The 18,047-nt window shown below is 65.9% G+C and carries 15 protein-coding genes; 14 read left to right on the plus strand and 1 reads right to left on the minus strand.

Translation table 11 applies throughout. The features are described 5' to 3' along the window. Window positions 1–3 precede the first annotated feature (3 nt). The 8 genes from C2I35_RS17545 to C2I35_RS17580 all read left to right on the plus strand — a co-directional run bounded on the left by C2I35_RS17545 (window position 4) and on the right by C2I35_RS17580 (window position 8,394). Window positions 4–1,086 carry an ABC transporter ATP-binding protein gene (locus tag C2I35_RS17545; RefSeq protein ID WP_103764356.1) on the plus strand — a complete coding sequence of 361 codons (1,083 nt, stop codon included), beginning with the start codon at window positions 4–6 and terminating at the stop codon, window positions 1,084–1,086. 121 nt (window positions 1,087–1,207) lie between these two features. Continuing rightward, window positions 1,208–2,077, plus strand: a complete 870-nt coding sequence (locus C2I35_RS17550; RefSeq protein WP_103764357.1) for a carbohydrate ABC transporter permease — start codon at window positions 1,208–1,210, stop codon at window positions 2,075–2,077. Between the two features lie 4 nt (window positions 2,078–2,081). Continuing rightward, window positions 2,082–2,954, plus strand: coding sequence for a carbohydrate ABC transporter permease (locus C2I35_RS17555; protein ID WP_211286172.1), 873 nt, complete (start codon window positions 2,082–2,084; stop codon window positions 2,952–2,954). Beyond that, window positions 2,954–3,286 carry an SH3 domain-containing protein gene (locus C2I35_RS17560; protein ID WP_103764358.1) on the plus strand — a complete coding sequence of 111 codons (333 nt, stop codon included), beginning with the start codon at window positions 2,954–2,956 and terminating at the stop codon, window positions 3,284–3,286. Before C2I35_RS17555 ends, C2I35_RS17560 begins: the two co-directional genes overlap by 1 nt. A 285-nt stretch (window positions 3,287–3,571) precedes the next feature. Beyond that, window positions 3,572–3,835 carry a DUF2160 domain-containing protein gene (locus C2I35_RS17565; protein ID WP_211286177.1) on the plus strand — a complete coding sequence of 88 codons (264 nt, stop codon included), beginning with the start codon at window positions 3,572–3,574 and terminating at the stop codon, window positions 3,833–3,835. 79 nt (window positions 3,836–3,914) lie between these two features. Further along, window positions 3,915–5,633 carry an ABC transporter substrate-binding protein gene (locus tag C2I35_RS17570; RefSeq protein ID WP_103764359.1) on the plus strand — a complete coding sequence of 573 codons (1,719 nt, stop codon included), beginning with the start codon at window positions 3,915–3,917 and terminating at the stop codon, window positions 5,631–5,633. A 155-nt stretch (window positions 5,634–5,788) separates the two neighbouring features. Continuing rightward, entirely contained in the window at window positions 5,789–7,276 is a 1,488-nt protein-coding gene (gene glpK / locus C2I35_RS17575) for a glycerol kinase GlpK (protein WP_103764360.1), read from the plus strand. Then, the gene (locus C2I35_RS17580) at window positions 7,276–8,394 is read left to right on the plus strand and encodes an iron-containing alcohol dehydrogenase (protein ID WP_211286178.1); all 1,119 of its coding nucleotides are present in this window, start codon (window positions 7,276–7,278) and stop codon (window positions 8,392–8,394) included. The genes glpK and C2I35_RS17580 overlap by 1 nt, the downstream gene beginning before the upstream one ends. 65 nt (window positions 8,395–8,459) lie before the next feature. Here C2I35_RS17580 and C2I35_RS17585 read toward each other — a convergent pair whose 3' ends face one another. Beyond that, window positions 8,460–10,121 (minus strand): amidohydrolase, encoded by a 1,662-nt coding sequence (locus C2I35_RS17585; protein ID WP_103764437.1) that lies wholly within the window; start codon window positions 10,119–10,121, stop codon window positions 8,460–8,462. A gap of 151 nt (window positions 10,122–10,272) precedes the next feature. Here C2I35_RS17585 and C2I35_RS17590 point away from each other — a divergent pair, with 151 nt between their 5' ends. The 6 genes from C2I35_RS17590 (at window position 10,273) to C2I35_RS17615 (ending at window position 17,907) form a co-directional block, all read left to right on the plus strand. Further along, on the plus strand, window positions 10,273–11,151 hold the full coding sequence (locus C2I35_RS17590) for a LysR family transcriptional regulator (protein WP_103764362.1): 879 nt from the start codon (window positions 10,273–10,275) through the stop codon (window positions 11,149–11,151). A 99-nt stretch (window positions 11,152–11,250) separates the two neighbouring features. Then, on the plus strand, window positions 11,251–12,702 hold the full coding sequence (locus C2I35_RS17595) for an aldehyde dehydrogenase family protein (RefSeq protein ID WP_103764363.1): 1,452 nt from the start codon (window positions 11,251–11,253) through the stop codon (window positions 12,700–12,702). Between the two features lie 202 nt (window positions 12,703–12,904). Beyond that, window positions 12,905–13,900 carry a membrane dipeptidase gene (locus tag C2I35_RS17600; protein ID WP_103764364.1) on the plus strand — a complete coding sequence of 332 codons (996 nt, stop codon included), beginning with the start codon at window positions 12,905–12,907 and terminating at the stop codon, window positions 13,898–13,900. A 45-nt stretch (window positions 13,901–13,945) separates the two neighbouring features. Next, window positions 13,946–15,499, plus strand: coding sequence for a BCCT family transporter (locus C2I35_RS17605; protein ID WP_103764365.1), 1,554 nt, complete (start codon window positions 13,946–13,948; stop codon window positions 15,497–15,499). A 69-nt stretch (window positions 15,500–15,568) separates the two neighbouring features. Next, window positions 15,569–17,260 carry a hypothetical protein gene (locus tag C2I35_RS17610; RefSeq protein WP_103764366.1) on the plus strand — a complete coding sequence of 564 codons (1,692 nt, stop codon included), beginning with the start codon at window positions 15,569–15,571 and terminating at the stop codon, window positions 17,258–17,260. Next, window positions 17,257–17,907: a DUF3726 domain-containing protein gene (locus C2I35_RS17615; protein ID WP_103764367.1), complete on the plus strand. Its 651-nt coding sequence runs from the start codon at window positions 17,257–17,259 to the stop codon at window positions 17,905–17,907. The genes C2I35_RS17610 and C2I35_RS17615 overlap by 4 nt, the downstream gene beginning before the upstream one ends. Window positions 17,908–18,047 lie beyond the last annotated feature (140 nt).

An 18,047-nucleotide genomic window follows, 5' to 3' on the forward strand; every position in this document is an offset into this window, starting at 1 on the left:
AGAATGGCAAAGATCACGCTCGACAACCTGGCACACAGCTACCTCGCCAACCCGACCTCCGAGGATGACTTCGCCCTCAAGGAGCTCAACCACGACTGGACCGACGGCGAGGCCTACGCCCTTTTGGGTGCGTCCGGCTGCGGCAAGACCACGCTTCTCAACATCATCTCCGGGCTGTTGCAGCCCAGCCGGGGCCGCATCCTGTTCAACGATGTCGACGTCACGCACGCCCCCACGACCGAGCGCAACATCGCGCAGGTCTTCCAGTTCCCGGTCGTCTACGACACCATGACCGTGCGCGAAAACCTTGCCTTCCCGCTCAAGAACCGCGGAGCCAACAAGGCCTATGTCGCCCAGCGCGTGCAGGACATCGCCACCATGATCGGGCTCGAGGACACGCTGAACCGCAAGGCGCGCGGGCTCACGGCAGACGCCAAGCAGAAGATCAGCCTTGGCCGCGGCATGGTGCGCGAGGACGTCAACGCGCTCCTCTTCGACGAGCCCCTGACCGTCATCGACCCCCACATGAAGTGGGAACTGCGCACGCAACTCAAGCAACTGCATCAGCAGTTCGGCCACACCATGATCTATGTCACCCACGACCAGACCGAGGCGTTGACCTTCGCCGACAAGGTCGTGGTCATGCATGACGGCCGCGTGGTCCAGATCGGCACGCCCGAGGACCTGTTCAACACCCCCGAACACACCTTCGTCGGCTACTTCATCGGCTCGCCCGGCATGAACGTGATCCCCGCGAAAGTCGAAGGAAACCAAGCCTATATCAACGGTGCCGAGCTGTCGCTGGCCAATTCCTACGCGCCCCTTGATGGCCGTGTCGAAATCGGCGTCCGCCCCGAATTCGCCCGGCTCTCGGACAGCGAAGGGCTGCCGGTCAAGGTCCGCCGCATCGAGGATGTGGGCCGCCACAAGATCATCCGCGCCGACTGTTTCGGCACGCCGATCAACATCATCGCGGACGAGGCCGAGGAAGTGCGCGCCGACGCCACCCGCGTCGCGTTCGACCCCGCCCATGTCAACGTCTACGCCAACGACTGGCGCGTGACGCCCCAAGGGAGGGCCGCCTGATGAACCTGCGCAATCCCGTCCCGGACTTGATCCGGGACCTCCCAGCCATCCCGCACAACGCCGTCCCGGGCCTGACCCGGGACCTCCCCGCCACCCGCCACGCAACGAACGAGGCCGCCTGATGGACAAGACCCCCAATCAAAAGGCCTGGTTCCTCGTCCTGCCCGTGCTGATCCTCGTGGCCTTCTCCGCCGTCATCCCGCTGATGACCGTGGTGAACTATTCGGTGCAGGACACCTTCGGGAACAACGAATTCTTCTGGGCCGGGCTCGAATGGTTCCGCGAACTGCTCGAAGACGACCGCATGTGGGACGCCTTGGGGCGGCAGCTCATGTTCTCCGGCATCATCCTCGCCATCGAGGTGCCCCTGGGCATCCTCGTCGCCCTCAACATGCCCAAGAAAGGCGTCTGGGTCTCGATCTGCCTCGTGCTGATGTCCCTGCCGCTGCTGATCCCGTGGAACGTGGTCGGCACCATCTGGCAGATCTTCGGCCGCGTCGATATCGGCCTGCTGGGTCACACGCTGGCCGCCCTGGGGATCGACTACAACTACACGCAGGATCCCTTTGCCGCGTGGGTCACGGTTATCGTGATGGACGTCTGGCACTGGACATCGCTGGTGGCCCTGCTGGCCTATGCCGGCCTGCAGTCCATCCCCGACGCCTATTACCAGGCCGCCAAGATCGATCAGGCCTCGCGCTGGAAGGTGTTCCGCTACATCGAGCTGCCCAAGATGGCGGGTGTCCTGATGATCGCCGTGCTCCTGCGCTTCATGGACAGTTTCATGATCTATACCGAGCCCTTCGTCGTCACTGGCGGCGGCCCCGGCAGCACCACGACCTTCCTCAGCATCGACCTCGTCAAGATGGCCCTGGGCCAGTTCGACCTCGGCCCGGCAGCCGCCTTCTCGCTGATGTATTTCCTCGTGATCCTGCTGATCTCCTGGGTGTTCTATACCGTGATGGTCAATCTCGATAAGCGGGGGACATGAGCCGATGACCGACGCCACCACCGACCAACTCCCCGGCAAGCTCGCGCCCAGCGGCAAGAACCGTCGCGCCCGCACCGGCGTAAACACCCGCGCCATCGTGATGGGCCTCTACCTGATCTTCCTGCTCCTGCCGATCTACTGGCTGCTGAACATGAGCCTGAAGACCAATTTCGAGATCCTCAACAGCTTCACGCTCTGGCCCCTCAACCTGACGCTGGAAAACTACGCCACCATCCTGACCGACCCGGCCTGGTACTCGGGCTATATCAACTCGCTGATCTACGTGGTGATGAACACCGTCATCTCGCTCGCCGTTGCCCTGCCCGCCGCCTACGCGTTTTCGCGCTACACGTTCCTCGGCGACAAGCACCTGTTCTTCTGGCTCCTGACCAACCGCATGGCCCCCCCGGCGGTCTTCGCCCTGCCCTTCTTCCAGCTCTACAGCTCCGTGGGTCTCTTCGACACCCACATCGCCGTGGCGCTGGCGCATTGCCTCTTCAACGTGCCGCTGGCGGTGTGGATCTTGGAGGGCTTCATGCGCGGCGTGCCCAAGGAAATCGACGAAACCGCCTATATCGACGGCTATTCCTTCCCGCGCTTCTTCGTGAAGATCTTCATGCCACTGATCGCGTCGGGCATCGGCGTCGCCGCCTTCTTCTGCTTCATGTTCTCCTGGGTCGAACTGCTGCTCTCCCGCACGCTGACAACGGTCGACGCCAAGCCCATCGCCGCCATCATGACCCGCACCCAAGGGGCCGCGGGCATCGACTGGGGCGTGCTCGCCGCCGCCGGAGTGCTGACAATCGTCCCCGGCGCGCTCGTGATTTACTTCGTGCGCAACTACATCGCCAAGGGCTTCGCCCTGGGGAGGGTGTGATGAACCTGTTCAGCCGATATCTCATACTGTTCGGCGGCCTCGCCGCCGCCGCTCTCACACCCGCCCACGCACAGGCCCAGGCCGCCGAACCGTGGGAGGCCGCCTGCATCATGCGCCACCTCGACCCCAATGGCGACGGCTTCCTGTCGATCCGCTCCGGCCCCGGCTCCAACCACCCCGAGATCCTGCGCGTGCGCAACGGCGACTCGATGCCCATCGACACCCGCAAATGCCAGGGCAAGTGGTGCTTTGCCGAAAGCATCAACAAGAACGGCCAGCGCCTGAACCAGACCGGCTGGTTTCACACCGGCTGGTGCGAGATGATCCCATGAGCCGCGCCGCCCAATCCGGATATCCCAGCGTGGCAGCCCCTGTCGCGGCCGCGTCACGCATTTTTGCCATGACGGAGGAAAACTGATGGATTGGACGGATTGGACATGGCCCACCTTCGCCAAGGGCTTCGCCTCAAGGAGGGTTTCATGAGAACGATCACCACCAATCGCATGCTTGGCTGGGCTATCTACGGCATTGTCGCACTCGGGTCGGTGATACTCGTCTATTATCTGTTGGGGCTTATTATGGTCTTGCTTTGGGGTGGACCACCTGACCTTTCATGGATGGCATGGACATGGCCTACCGCCGCCTTCTTCGGCGTAATCGCCCTGCTCCTCATAACCTTCACGATCCTCGCGCTGAAGTTCCCGGAAACGCCCCGCACCGGTATCCTGCGGATCGAGACCACGCGCGGTGACCGGCTGTTCATCACGCTCCTGGGCAGTGCCTTCATCAATCTCGCGTGGCTGGGCCTTGTCGGCACCAACCAGCCCTACGCGCTGATCGTCTGTGCGATCTATGCCGCCGCGGTGTTCCGCTGGGTCTGATCGCGCCCTAACCCCGGCGTTCCGCCCCAGCGGGCCGCCATAAACACATAAGTTCAGAAAGACCAATGGGAGGAACCAAATGACTCTGAACCTGAAATCAACGACCGCGCTGGCGGCGGCCATTGCCCTGACGGGCAGTACCGCATGGGCCGGCATGGAAGAGGCGATAGAGTTTCTTGAGACCGAAATCGCTGAAATGACCGCGCTTTCCCCCGAAGAGCAGGAAGCCGAGATGCAATGGTTCATCGACGCCGCCGAGCCTTTCCAGGGCATGGAGATCAAGGTCGTTTCGGAAACCATCACCACCCACGAATACGAAAGCCAGGTGCTCGCCCCGGCCTTCACCGCCATCACCGGCATCCAGGTCACCCATGACCTCATCGGCGAAGGCGACGTGGTCGAGAAACTTCAGACCCAGATGCAGTCGGGCGAGAATATCTACGACGCCTATGTCAACGACAGCGACCTCATCGGCACCCACTGGCGCTATCAGCAGGTGCGCAACCTGACCGACTGGATGGACGGCGAAGGCGCCGACGTCACCAGCCCCAATCTCGACCTCGACGACTTCATCGGAACGCAATTCACAACCGCACCCGACGGCAAGCTCTACCAGTTGCCCGACCAGCAGTTCGCGAACCTCTACTGGTTCCGCTACGACTGGTTCAACGACGACAAGAACAAGACCGATTTCCAGGAGGAATACGGCTACGAACTGGGCGTTCCGGTCAACTGGGCGGCCTACGAGGATATCGCCGAGTTCTTTACCGGCCGCGACCTCAGCCACATGGGCGTCGAGGGCGAGATCTTCGGCAACATGGACTACGGCAAGAAGGACCCCAGCCTTGGCTGGCGCTATACCGATGCGTGGATGTCCATGGCCGGAATGGGAGACGTGGGCGAACCCAACGGCCTGCCGGTCGACGAATGGGGCGTCCGGGTGAACGAGAACTCGCAGCCCGTCGGCTCCTGCGTCGCACGCGGCGGGGCCACCAATGCGCCCGCGGCCGTCTATGCCGTGACCAAGGCGATCGAATGGCTGCAGAAATACTCGCCCCCTGCCGCCGCCGGCATGACCTTCTCCGAGGCCGGGCCGATCCCGGCGCAGGGCCAGATCGCCCAGCAGATGTTCATGTACACCACCTTCGTGCCGCCGCTGGTGGCCTCCGATCAGGTGATGAATGAGGACGGCACGCCCAAATGGCGGCTCGCGCCCTCGCCGCATGGCGTCTACTGGAAAGGAGGCCAGAAGGTCGGCTATCAGGACGTGGGGTCCTGGACGCTGATGAAATCCACCCCGACGGACCGCGCCCAGGCCGCCTGGCTCTATGCGCAGTTCGTCACCTCGAAGCTCGTGGATGTGAAGAAAAGCCATGTCGGCCTGACCTTCATCCGCGAATCCACCATCCAGCACGAAAGCTTCACCGAGCGTGCCGACAAGCTGGGTGGCCTGGTGGACTTCTACCGCTCGCCCGCGCGCACCGCGTGGTCGCCCACCGGCACCAACATCCCGGACTATCCGAAACTGGCCCAGCTCTGGTGGCAGAACATCGGTGACGCGATGTCCGGCTCCAAGACCCCGCAAGAGGCCCTCGACGGCCTCTGCGCGGACCAGGAGCGCGTGCTGGAACGGCTCGAACGCGCCGGCGTGCAGGGCGATCTCGGCCCGGTGATGAACGAGGAACAGGACCCGCAATACTGGTACGACCAGGAAGGCGCGCCCTATGCCAAGCTCGAAAACGAGGACGAAGAGCCCAAGACCGTCTCCTATGACGAGCTGATCGCCAGCTGGCAGTAATCGCCTGTCCTGGGCCGGGACACCCCGGCCCATGAATCCGAAAAACCGTAGGGCGGGGATACTCCCCGCCCTCTTTTCCATCCCCGTCCCGGGCTTGACCCGGGACCGCTCCCCTTGGACACTCAACCGACCGAAGTTCAGGCAAGGCCCCCGACATGACCCACATCCTCGCCATCGACCAGGGCACCACGTCCTCCCGCGCTATCCTCTTTGACAAGTCCCTAACCCCCGTCGCCACCGCACAAGAGGAATTTACCCAGCATTTTCCGCAATCGGGCTGGGTCGAACATGACGTGGACGATATCTGGGCCACGACGGCCGGCACCTGCCGCGCCGCCATCGAGCGCGCGGGGCTGACCCCTTCGGACATCGCCGCCATCGGCATCACCAACCAGCGCGAGACGACCATCGTCTGGGACCGTACCACCGGCAAGCCCGTGCACCGTGCCATCGTCTGGCAGGACCGCCGCACCGCGCAAACCTGCCGCGCCCTGCGCGAAGCGGGTCACGAGGACATGATCACCGACCGCACCGGCCTCCTGCTCGACCCCTATTTCTCCGGCACGAAACTCGCCTGGATCCTCGACAACGTCGATGGCGCCCGGGCCAAAGCAGAAAACGGCGACCTCCTCTTCGGCACCGTCGACTGCTACCTCATCTGGAAGCTGACCGGCGGCAAGACCCACGCCACCGACGCGACCAACGCCGCCCGCACGCTGCTTTACGACATCCGCAAGGGCCGCTGGAGCCAGACCATCTGCGACTTGCTGAACGTGCCGATGTCCATGCTCCCCGAGGTGCGCGACTGCGCCGCCGACTATGGCACAACCCGCACCGACCTTTTCGGACGCGAGATTCCGATCCTCGGCGTCGCGGGCGACCAGCAGGCCGCCACCGTCGGCCAGGCCTGCTTTGCGCCCGGCATGATGAAATCCACCTACGGCACCGGCTGCTTCGCCCTACTCAACACCGGGGACGAGCCCGTGCGCTCGCAAAACCGTCTCCTGACCACCATCGCCTACCAGCTCGACGGCAAACCCACCTACGCGCTCGAAGGCTCGATCTTCATCGCGGGCGCGGTGGTGCAATGGCTCCGCGACGGGCTCAAGATCATCCGCGAGGCAGGTGAAACCCAAACGCTGTCCGACCGTGCCGACCCTCATCAGAACGTCATCCTCGTCCCCGCCTTTACCGGCCTCGGCGCCCCCTACTGGCAACCCGACTGCCGCGGCGCGATCTACGGCCTCACCCGCAATTCCGGCCCCGCCGAGTTCGCCCGTGCCGCGCTGGAAAGCGTCGGCTTCCAGACCCGCGACCTGCTAGAGGCGATGACCGCCGACTGGTCCTCGGACGAGGCGAAACAGGTCCTGCGCGTTGATGGCGGCATGTCCGCCTCCGCCTGGGCCATGCAATTCCTGGCCGACATCATCGGCGCTCCGGTGGACCGGCCCAAGGTGCTGGAAACCACCGCGCTCGGGGCCGCGTGGCTCGCCGGAATGCAAGCCGGGATCTACCCCGACCAGGCCGGCTTCGCTGACGGCTGGGCGCTCGACCAACGGTTCGAACCGGCGATGGACCCCACCACCCGAGACGAGAAATACGCAGCCTGGAAACGCGCCGTCGAGGCGACGATGTCGGTATGATCGCCCCCTTCGGCCTGACGGCCCCCGCCCGCATCCTTTTCGGCCGTGGCGAGTTCGCCAAGGCCGCGGACCTCGCCGCCAGCCTCGGCGCTCACGCGTTCGTCGTGCACGGCGCTACGCCCCGCCACGCGCAGTCACTGCTCGACGCCCCCGATCTCGAAACCACCGCCTTCGCCTGCCCCAAGGAACCCGACCTCGCCCTGCTGGAAACCGCGCTCGACACCGCCCGTCGCGCGGGCGCGACCCACGTCGTGGCTATCGGCGGCGGCGCGGCCATCGACCTCGGCAAGGCCGTCGCTGGCCTCCTGAACGCGACCTCCCAACCTCTCGACCACCTCGAGGTGATAGGCAAAGGCCAGCCTCTCGCCACGGCCCCCGCGCCGTTCATGGCCATCCCCACCACCGCCGGCACCGGGGCCGAAGCCACCAGGAACGCCGTCATCGGCGTGCCCGACCATGCCCGCAAGGTCTCGCTCCGCGATCCCGCCATGCTGGCCGACATCGCCCTCGTCGATCCCGCCCTGACCGACAACACCCCCAAGCCCGTCACCCTCGCCTCCGGCCTGGACGCCATCACCCAGGTGATCGAGCCCTACATCTCCTCGCGCGCCAACCCGCTCACCGACGCGCTCTGCCGCGCCGCCATCCCCCGCGGCCTGCGCGCGATCCGCAAACTGATGGAAGGCGAAAATCCCGACGCCCGTGACGACATGGCCTTCGTCAGCCTCACCGGCGGGATCGCTTTGGCAAACGCGGGCCTCGGCGCCGTCCACGGCCTCGCCGGCGTCATCGGCGGCCGCGTCCCCACGGCACCCCACGGTGCCGTCTGTGGCGCGCTCCTGCCCGCTACCCTGGCCGCCAACCTCGCCGCCCTGCCCAAGGAAAACCCGAAAGCCCGCCGCATCGCCGAGATCCGCGTCAGCGCGTCCGAGGCGCTCGGCACCGCCGACATCGCCGCCTGGTCCCGCCACCACGGCCTGCCGACCCTCGCGCAGATGGGCATCGCCCCCGCCGACCACGCCGCCATCGCCACAGATGCGCAAGCCTCGAGTTCCATGGCCGCCAACCCGGTCAAACTCCCAACGGAGCTGCTGCAACGCATCCTCGCCGCCAGCTAGGGCTCACCGCCCAGCTTTTTCTTGCCAAAAATACTCACGGCGCGACGCAAGCCAAACGCACCGCCTTACGCCTCCCAGGTGACCCGGCCGCCACACAGCGTTAGCACCGCCCGCGCGCTCCCAAGCTCCGAAGGCTCCATCGCCTCCAGGTCATGCGACATCACCGCGATATCGGCGAAATACCCTTCTGTCAGCCGCCCCTTGCGATCTTCGGAAAACTCCACCCAGGCATTGCCCACCGTGTAACTCTCCAGCGTCTCGAGCAGCTCCTGCGACTGGTCCGGCCAGCCCGCGCCCAGATCCATCGGATCCACCGCCGCGCGCACGTTGGGCATCACGTCCACGGGCATCACCGGCCAGTCGGTCGAGAACACCAACCGCGCCGCGTGCGCGCGCTGCGCTTTCCATGCAAACGCATAGGGCCACTGATCCGGCCGCAGCACGTCCTTGATCCCATGCGGCGGAAACACATGCCCGAACGCCGCGTGCCCGGGCTGAACCGACGCCACAACGTCCAAGGCCCCCAGCCGCGGCAGGTCGTCGGGATGAATGACCTCGATATGCTCCACCCGGTGCCGCGCATCACGCACGCCGTTGGCTTCCCGCGCCGCCGCGTAGCCGTCCAGCGTCCGCCGTACCGCCAGATCCCCGATCGCATGTGTGGCCAGTTGAAACCCCTTTGCATCCGCCGCCACGCAAGCCGCGTTGAACTGCTCTGCCGTGAACACCGCGTCGCCATCACCGTCCGTGCCAGGATAATTCTCCAGCATCAGCGCCGTCCGGCTTTCCAGAACCCCGTCCATGAACATCTTCACGCGGTTGCACCACAGGTAGTCGCTCGCATACCGCGCCCGCATCTCCTCGGCCTCCTCCAGCCGGCTCAACGGGTCGTGGCTTTTCAGGTGAAACGGTATCTCCACGCGGGCGATCAGCGCGCCCTCTTCCTCCAACTCGGCCAGCAATTCCATCTGGTAGAAATTGCCGTCCATGTTGTGCAGCCCGGTGATCCCGTGGCACGCGCAATGTTTCAGCCCGGCGATCAACGCGGCCTTGTCCTTGGCGCGCGCGTCCGCACTCGGCGCCGGCACGGGATCGGTCCCCGTAATCAACCCCGCCATGTCGCGCCCGCCGTTCCGCGTGTGCTTCAGAACGTGAACATAGGCCGACGGCTCCAGCAGCGCCCCGGTTGCCGTACCATCCTCGGCCATCACGATCTCCGCGCCCGCCTCCACCGGCCCGCCATGCAGGATGCCGGCCAGTTCCAGCGCCGCGGTATTGGCCCAGATCGTGTGATGATCCGGCGCATAGACCGCCAACGGCCGGTCCGGCAGCACCCGGTCCAGATCCTGCCGCGTGGTCTCGCGCCCCGGCCCCATCAGGTCGTAGCCCGCCTGCACCGCGAACACGACCCGGTCGTCGGGGCAGTCGTCGGCATAGGCGCGCACCGCCGCCGTCACCGCCTCCTCGTCCTGCATCCCGTAAAGATCGAGATACCCCATCTCGACCGATCCGCCGAAAAGATGCACGTGGCTGTCGATGAACCCCGGCAGCACCGTCGCGCCCTCCGCATCCACCTGTTTCGTGTCCGGCCCCGCCATGGCCCCGATCTCGGCACTCGTGCCCAGCGCCACGATCCGCCCCGCGGCGACGGCGACGGCCTCCGCGCGCGGGCGGCCCGGGTCCATGGTAAGGACCTTCCCGTTCAGGATCACGATCTCCGGTGCCATGCCTGCCTCCTCATCATCATGTGTCGCGCCATCGAAACCGCGCCCGCCTGCGCCGTCAAGCCGGGGTATCACGCTGGACACCGCACCCAGCCTGCGCTTTCTTAAGCAAACCCGGCAAAACATCCCGCCAAATCAAGGAAAGCTGAAGTCAATGGCCATCAAGATCGACATGCTCCGCTGCTTTCTCACCGTGGCCGAGCGCGGCAATCTCGCCGACGCCGCCGAGGCTCTGGGCCGCACCCCCTCCGCCGTCTCCATGATGCTGCGCCAGTTCGAGGATCACATCGGCGCGCCCCTGTTCGAGGCCGGGCGCAAATCCCGCCTCACCCGCCTCGGCGAACTCATCCGCGTCGAAGCCGGGCGCGAGCTCGCCCATTTCGACAGCACCATCGCCGCCATCGAGGGGCTGTCACGGGCCGAGGCCGGCCATGTCCGCCTGTCGGTCACGCCCTCGGTGGCACAGATGCTGATGCCCACCATCCTGCACCGCTTTGCCCAGGACCACCCGCTGGTGCGCATCAACATGCGCGACACCGACAGCGCCGCCATCGCCCATGACCTCGCCGCGGGCCGTGCCGATATCGCCCTCGCTTCACTCGGCCCGCAGGCCGGGTTCGACCGCACGCTTCTCTTTGCCGACCGCTTCGGCGTGGTCTGTCCCGCCGATCACCCGCTCGCCGTCGACTGGGACGCGCTCGCCTGGGCCGACCTCACCGATATTCCCTTCATCGCCAACGGCCTCTGCCACTACGTGACCGACCCCGATTTCCGCCCCATCCTCGACCGCGCCACGCTCAACGTGTCCGGCACCGCCGCGCTCCTCAGCCTCGTGCGCGCGGGCATGGGCGTCACGCTTCTGCCCGAACTCACCATGCGCGACGCCATGGCGGACCTGACTTTCCTGCCACTGGCCGATGCAACGATCCGGCGCGAGATCTGGATGCTGACGCCGCCGGAAACCGAGATGACGCCGGCCGCCGCCGCCCTCGTCCGCACCATCCGGGCCCAGAAGATCACCTTGACCCACTAGATAGAATTTCAGTTTACCTGAAATTTCTTACAGAACTTTGCGTTTGCCCTGAATCGCTGCATTGGCAACACTCCGCCAATCAAATTCCAAGGATGCGCAATGACCGACCTCAAGCTGAACTACATCGCGGGCCAGTGGGCCGAAGGGCCCTCGTCCATCGAAAACCGCAATCCCTCGGACCTCTCCGATCTGGTCGGTCATTTCACCCAGGCCAGCGCCGCGCAGCTGGACGAGGCCATTGCCGCGGCCCGCACCGCGCAAGCCGAGTGGGCCGCCTACGGCCTCGAACGCCGCCAGTCCGTGCTCATGGCCATCGGCACCGAACTCATGGCCCGCGCCGAGGAACTGGGCACGCTGCTGTCGCGCGAAGAGGGCAAACCCTTCGCCGAGGGCAAGGGCGAGGTCTACCGCGCCGGGCAGTTCTTCACCTATTCCGCCCACGAAGTCCTGCGCCAGATCGGTGAGAACGCCGACTCCGTGCGCCCCGGAGTGGAGGTCGACGTGCGCCGCGAACCCGTCGGCACCGTCGCCGTCATATCCCCGTGGAACTTCCCCACCGCCACCGCCTCGTGGAAGATCGCCCCGGCGCTCGCCTACGGCAACGCCGTCATCTGGAAACCGGCCAACCTCACGCCCGCCTCCGCCGTCGCCCTGACCGAGATCATCGCGAAACAGGACATCCCGGCAGGCCTCTTCCAGCTTGTCATGGGTCCCGGCGGCGAGGTTGGCCAGCGCCTGGTCGAAAGCCGCGATATCGACGCCATCTCCTTCACCGGCTCGGTCCCGGTGGGCCGCCACATCGCCGCCTCCGCGGTGCAGAACTTCACTCGCCTGCAAATGGAAATGGGCTCCAAGAACGCGCTCGCCGTGATGGACGACGCCGATCTCGACCTCGCCGTCACGTTGGCGCTCGGCGGTGCCTTCGGCGGCACCGGGCAGAAATGCACCGCCTCCTCGCGCCTCGTCGTCCACGCGGGCATCCACGACGCCTTCGTCGAAAAACTCGTCGCCGGTGCCAAGGCCATGAAGGTCGGCCACGCGCTGGCCGAAGGCACGCAAATGGGCCCGGTCGTGTCCGAAACCCAACTCAACGAGAACCTCGCCTATGTCGAAAAAGGCCAGGCCGAGGGCGCAGAGCTCGCCTGCGGCGGCACCCGCCTGACGCGCGACCATGACGGCTATTACATGTCACCGGGCGTGTTCCTGAACACCACCAACGACATGACCATCAACCGCGAGGAAATGTTCGCCCCGCTCACCTCGGTCATCAAGGTCGGCAGCTATGACGAGGCGCTCCACGTGGTCAACGACACCAATTTCGGCCTCACCTCCGGCATCGTCACGCGCAGCCTCGCCCGCGCCAGCCATTTCCGCCGCAACGCCCGCACCGGCGTCGTGACCGTCAACCTGCCCACCGCCGGCACCGATTACCACGTCCCCTTCGGTGGCCGCGGCGACAGCTCTTACGGCCCGCGCGAACAGGGCATCCACGCGCGCGACTTCTACACGATCGTGAAAACCGCCTACATCGCCGCCGGGTCGCCGGAATGACGCACACCGCTGCCCCGTCGGATCACCGTCGCTCGGCCCCGCCGAGCCGCGCCCGCCCCTCCCCACGGGCGGGCGCCCGGCAAACGTCCCGCACAACACGGATCGCGCGCGCAATCCGGCCCTCTTGCAAAGCTCCGATGTTGCAGCGCCCCCCCAGGGGCGGCCACGTCTCAGCGTGTGCTCAATCGTCGAGGATGTTAGCATGACCTACCGCATCGATTGCCTGCAATACGCCAACTGGTCCGAGAAAATCTTCCGCCAGATGCGGCAGGGCGGCCTCGACGCCGTGCACGTCACCATCGCCTACCACGAGACCTTCCGCGAAACCGTCCTTAACGTCGAACGCTGGAACCGCTGGTTCGAACAATATCCGGACCTCATCATGAAGGGGCGGTGGGCGGGCGATGTGCGCACCGCGCACGAGACCGGCCGCACCGCCATCTTCTTCGGCTTCCAGAATCCCTCGCCCATCGAGGACGATATCGGCCTTGTCGAGGTCTGGCACGACCTCGGCGCGCGCTTCATGCAACTGACGTACAACAACCAGTCCCTGCTCGCCACGGGCTGTTACGAGGCCGAGGATGCGGGCCTTACCCGCATGGGCCGCGAGGTCATTCGTGAAATGAACCGCGTGGGCCTCGTCGTCGACATGTCCCACTCCGCCGACCGCTCCACGATTGAAGCGGCGGACCATTCCCAGCGCCCCATCGCCATCACCCACGCCAACCTGCACAGCTGGCAGCCCGCCCTGCGCAACAAGCGTGACGACGTGGTGCGCGCGGTGACCGAGAATGGCGGCATGATGGGCTTTTCGATGTACCCCCATCACCTCAAGGACAAGTCAGACTGCACGCTGCAAAGCTTCTGCGAGATGATCGCAATGGCGGCCGAGTGTTTCGGCGCAGAGCATTTCGGCATCGGCTCCGACCTCTGCCAGGACCAGCCAGACAGCATCGTCGAATGGATGCGCACCGGCCGCTGGACCAAACAGATCGACTACGGCGAAGGCTCGGCCGCCAATCCCGGATTCCCGCCGCAGCCCTCATGGTTCAAGGACAACACCGACTTTCCGAACCTCGCCGACGGCCTGCAAAAGGTCGGCTTCAACGACAGCGAGATCGCCGGCCTCATGGGCGACAACTGGCTGCGCTTTTTCGACGAAAACTTCACCCCGGAACACCAAAAACCGGACACCTGAGGGCTGCGGAACGCCACTCCAGGGACAGTCCACAGGGAGACATCCATGACCGACACCACCCAGACGCAGGCCACCGAAAAGCACCTGCACCACATCAACAAGCCACTCTTCGCCATCACCGGCGGCTTCATCGCGCTTTTCTGCCTCGTGGCCCTCTACGACCTCGACCTGCTGTCCAGCATGGTCGACACCAGCTTCGCGGTCTCGGCCAAGTATTTCGGCCTCTACTGGCAGCTCCTGCTGCTGGCGACGTTCCTCATCGGCCTCGTCCTGATCGTGCTGCCCGGCAGCAAGGCCCTGATGGGCAACCTCAGCACGCCCGAATTCCCCGTCTTCCAATGGGGCGCCATGATCATGTGCACGCTCCTCGCCGGCGGCGGCGTCTTCTGGGCCGCGGGCGAGCCCATGGCCCACTTCCTGTCGACACCCCCCTATTTCGGCGCCGAAAGCGCCACGGCAGAGGTCGTCGCGCCCGCCCTGGCGCAAAGCTTCATGCACTGGGGCTTTCTCGCCTGGGCCATCCTCGGCGCGCTGACCACGGTGATGCTGATGCATTACCACTACGAAAAGGGCCTGCCCATGGCACCGCGCACCCTGCTCTACCCGCTCTTCGGAGACGCCGCCATCAAGGGGCCCATCGGCCTCATCGCGGATGCCTCCTGCATCATCGCCGTGGTCGCGGGCACCGTCGGCCCCATCGGCTTTCTCGGCCTGCAAGTCAGTTACGGCCTCAACGCGCTTTTCGGCATCCCCGACACCTTCGGCACGCAAGCCGCCGTCATCCTCGGCCTTGTAGTGATCTACACCCTCTCGGCGGCCACCGGCCTGTCCAAAGGCATCCAGATCCTCAGCCGCTTCAACGTGATCCTCGCCGCGCTTCTCTTGCTCTTCATCCTGGTGGCCGGTCCCACCGGCTTCATCTTCTCGGGCTTCTTCAGCGGCATGACCACCTACATCACCGATTTCTTCGGCATGGCGCTCTATCGCGGTGACGCCGCCATCTTCGGCGAGCCGGGCTGGCTCGGCTGGTGGACCGTGTTCTTCTGGGGCTGGTTCCTCGGGTACGGCCCGCTCATGGCGATGTTCATCGCCCGCATCAGCCGGGGCCGCTCGATCCGCTCGATCGTCATCATGCTGTCGATCGTCGCCCCCATCGTGACCTGCTTCTGGTTCACCATCGTCGGCGGCACCGGCATCAGCGCCGAACTCTCCAACCAGGGCTCCATTTCCTCGGCGTTCGAGGGCTTCAACCTGCCCGCCGCCCTGCTGGCGATCACCCAGTCGCTGCCCGCGGGCTTCCTCGTCTCGGTCCTTTTCCTGATCCTGACGACGGTTTTCGTGGCCACCACGGGCGACTCGATGACCTACGTGATCTCCGTAGCCATGTCGAACGAGGATATCCCCTCGCTTCCCGTCCGCATCTTCTGGGGCATCGCCATGGGCGTGATGGCCCTGATCCTGATCTACACCGGCTCGGGCGGCATCTCGAAACTCCAAAGCTTCATCGTCGTCACCGCCGTGCCGGTGTCGCTGGTGCTGCTGCCCTCGCTCTGGGACGCGCTGCGCATCACGCTCGCCAAGGGACGCGAGGCGAACTGACACCACCATCGGGGCGGTCCTTGGACGGATCGCCCCAATGCCCCTATCATCGGCAGACAAGGAGCCGGCATGGAACAAGTGGCACAGCAAACGATCCAGCCCCGTGACCCAAACACGGTCATGACGCTGGCCCGTCTCGGCGCTGCGCACCAAACCCGGCTTTCCTTCATGCGCCAGCTTTTGCGCCGTCTTGTGCGCGACGACTGGACAATCACCCAAACGGTGTTCGACATTGACGCGCATGGCGTCGGCCACGCCGTCTACACCGCGCAAGGCCCCGAGCACGCCTATTCCCTCGTCGCCTTCGCCCATGACCTGCCGGCAGACCAACGCTCCGACCGCGTCATCGCCACCGCCTGGGACGCCACCTTCACGCTTTTCGACGGCATCCCGACCGAGGCCGACATTGCCCGCCTGCGCGACAACGTGCCCCTGCAAGAATCCGGCCGCATCTCCGACCGCGAGCTGTCCCTCTCCCGCGCCAACCGCTCGGTGCGGCTCTGGGGTCACGTTGTCGACGCGCTCAGCGCAGGCCACCAGCCCGACGAGGACCAAGTCCGCGCCGTCGGCTACCTGATGCGCACCACGGCGGTCTACGGCTCGGGCAAGTTCGGCGCGGCGGACCGCGAACAGACCCGCCACCGCCCCGAATGCGCCGGGCCGTTCCAGGTCGAGATGCTGTCGGTCTACCTCACCCGCTGCTTCGTCATGGACCTTGTCGAGCACATGGCCCGCGCCCGCGCGCCAGAGACCGCCGTGCCGCTCGACCCGGCCCTGCGCCGCCGCTTCGGCATCGGCAATTCCACCGGCCTCGGCATGGCGCCCTTCCTCGTGAACCACCCGGCCCTCCTCAACGCCTGGGTCGCCTCACGGGAAGAGGCTCTGGCCCGCGTCCGCTCCCAACCCACCGCATCCGAAGCGACCGCGCAGGCCTTCCAGCAGTTCGCCGCCCGTGCCCAGATCCACGCCGAGGGGTGGCACTCCGCCCACCCCATGCAGATCCAGAAATGCACCGACCTACGCTCGGACATGAAAGCGCTCATGGCGCACCTCGACACGGCAGACCTGACCACCGACCACCCCTGGAACCGCCTCTGGCTCTGGGGCGAGGCGCACCTGTCGCTCGAAGGCCAGGAACAGCTCGCCTCGCTGCTGATGGAACCCTATGGTAATCTGGTCGATGACCTCACGCAATGCATGGCGGCCGACGAACAGGCCAGCTTCCCTGTCGACGGGACCATGCCGCTTGTCCGCCTCAACGACATCATCGAAGACATCTACGGCTGGGCGCTGGCCACCGACTGGACCGCACCCAAGGCGCAGGCCCGCGTCTGGTACACGTCCCAGGCCAAACTGGAACCGCGCCTGGGCGAACGCGCGCTGGAACCGATCGAGCCCTATGAACAGCCCCTCGGCCCCGGCCGCGACGCCGTTCTGGCCCACCGCGCCCTCAAGGACGCGCCCCAGACCAGCGTGGCGGAATTCCTGCTGGCCCACCCCCGGCATCGTCACATTGCCCGCCGCGCCCAGATCGCCGCCCGCCTGCCCTATGCCGAGATCCGCGATAACACGCTCGCCGCCGACATGCTGCCCGTCGACATGCTACGGCTCAAGCTCAGCTTCTTCGGCGCCTGCCACTTCGATCCCCGCTCGGACCGTTGGCTGCGCATCAACATGTTCCAGCACGCCCCCTTTCCGCACGAGTTGGCAGAGACGGGCGACGACTGGACCTTGCCGCCCCTGACAAGAGGCGCGGAATGACGTGGTCCCTGAATGAAATCGAGGCGCTGTCTCGCAAGGCCACCCGCGGCGCCGGATACGCCTGGGGCCTGGCCGAGGAAGCGGGCCGCGCCGCCCGCTGGACCTGCGCGGCGGGCTGGCCCGGCGCACTCGCCCTGTCCGATGTTCTGACCCGCAACGATGGCGCGCCCGCCGCCACGCTGGGCCCGCAGGCCCTCGGCGAGACGTGGACCGCCGCGGGCGGCCTCCTCTGCCCCATCGTGACGGGCGCCACGCTCTGTGACCTTGCCGCCGACTGGGCCGCGGGCCGTACCGTGACCACTGGGCCGGTCGCCTGGCCCTTGCTCTTGGTCCCCTACATGGTCTGGGCCGCAGACCGCACCGGCGCGCCTCTGTCTCTGCATTGGCAAAGCTGCTCGATCACTCGGGCGGAGGGCAAAACCCTTCTCGATGACCCCGGCGCCGCCCTCGACTGTGCCGAAACCGAAACCGTGCACCTCTCCGCGACAGCGGCCCGCCACGGCTCCGTCCTCACCCGGCTCTACCGCGCCACACCAATGCCGCAGGCAGTCAAGATCCTCGACACTTTCGCCCAGCGCACCTATGCCCCTGAAACAGAGGCCAGCCGCCTGACAGGCGCCGGCGCCGGCCTCAGCGACAACGATTGATCGCCAGAAAATTCGCAGAATTTTCTCGGGCCGCTGGCCCGGGTCCCCGCCGCATTCAAGGAAGGGCGGCGCGACCCTGTTACGCATGAATCGCGTGTCGAGAGAATGGTTTCAAAACGGCAAAGTCTGCGCACGAGCCG

The sequence above is a fragment of the Roseovarius confluentis genome (assembly GCF_002917925.1).
GTDB lineage: Bacteria > Pseudomonadota > Alphaproteobacteria > Rhodobacterales > Rhodobacteraceae > Roseovarius > Roseovarius confluentis.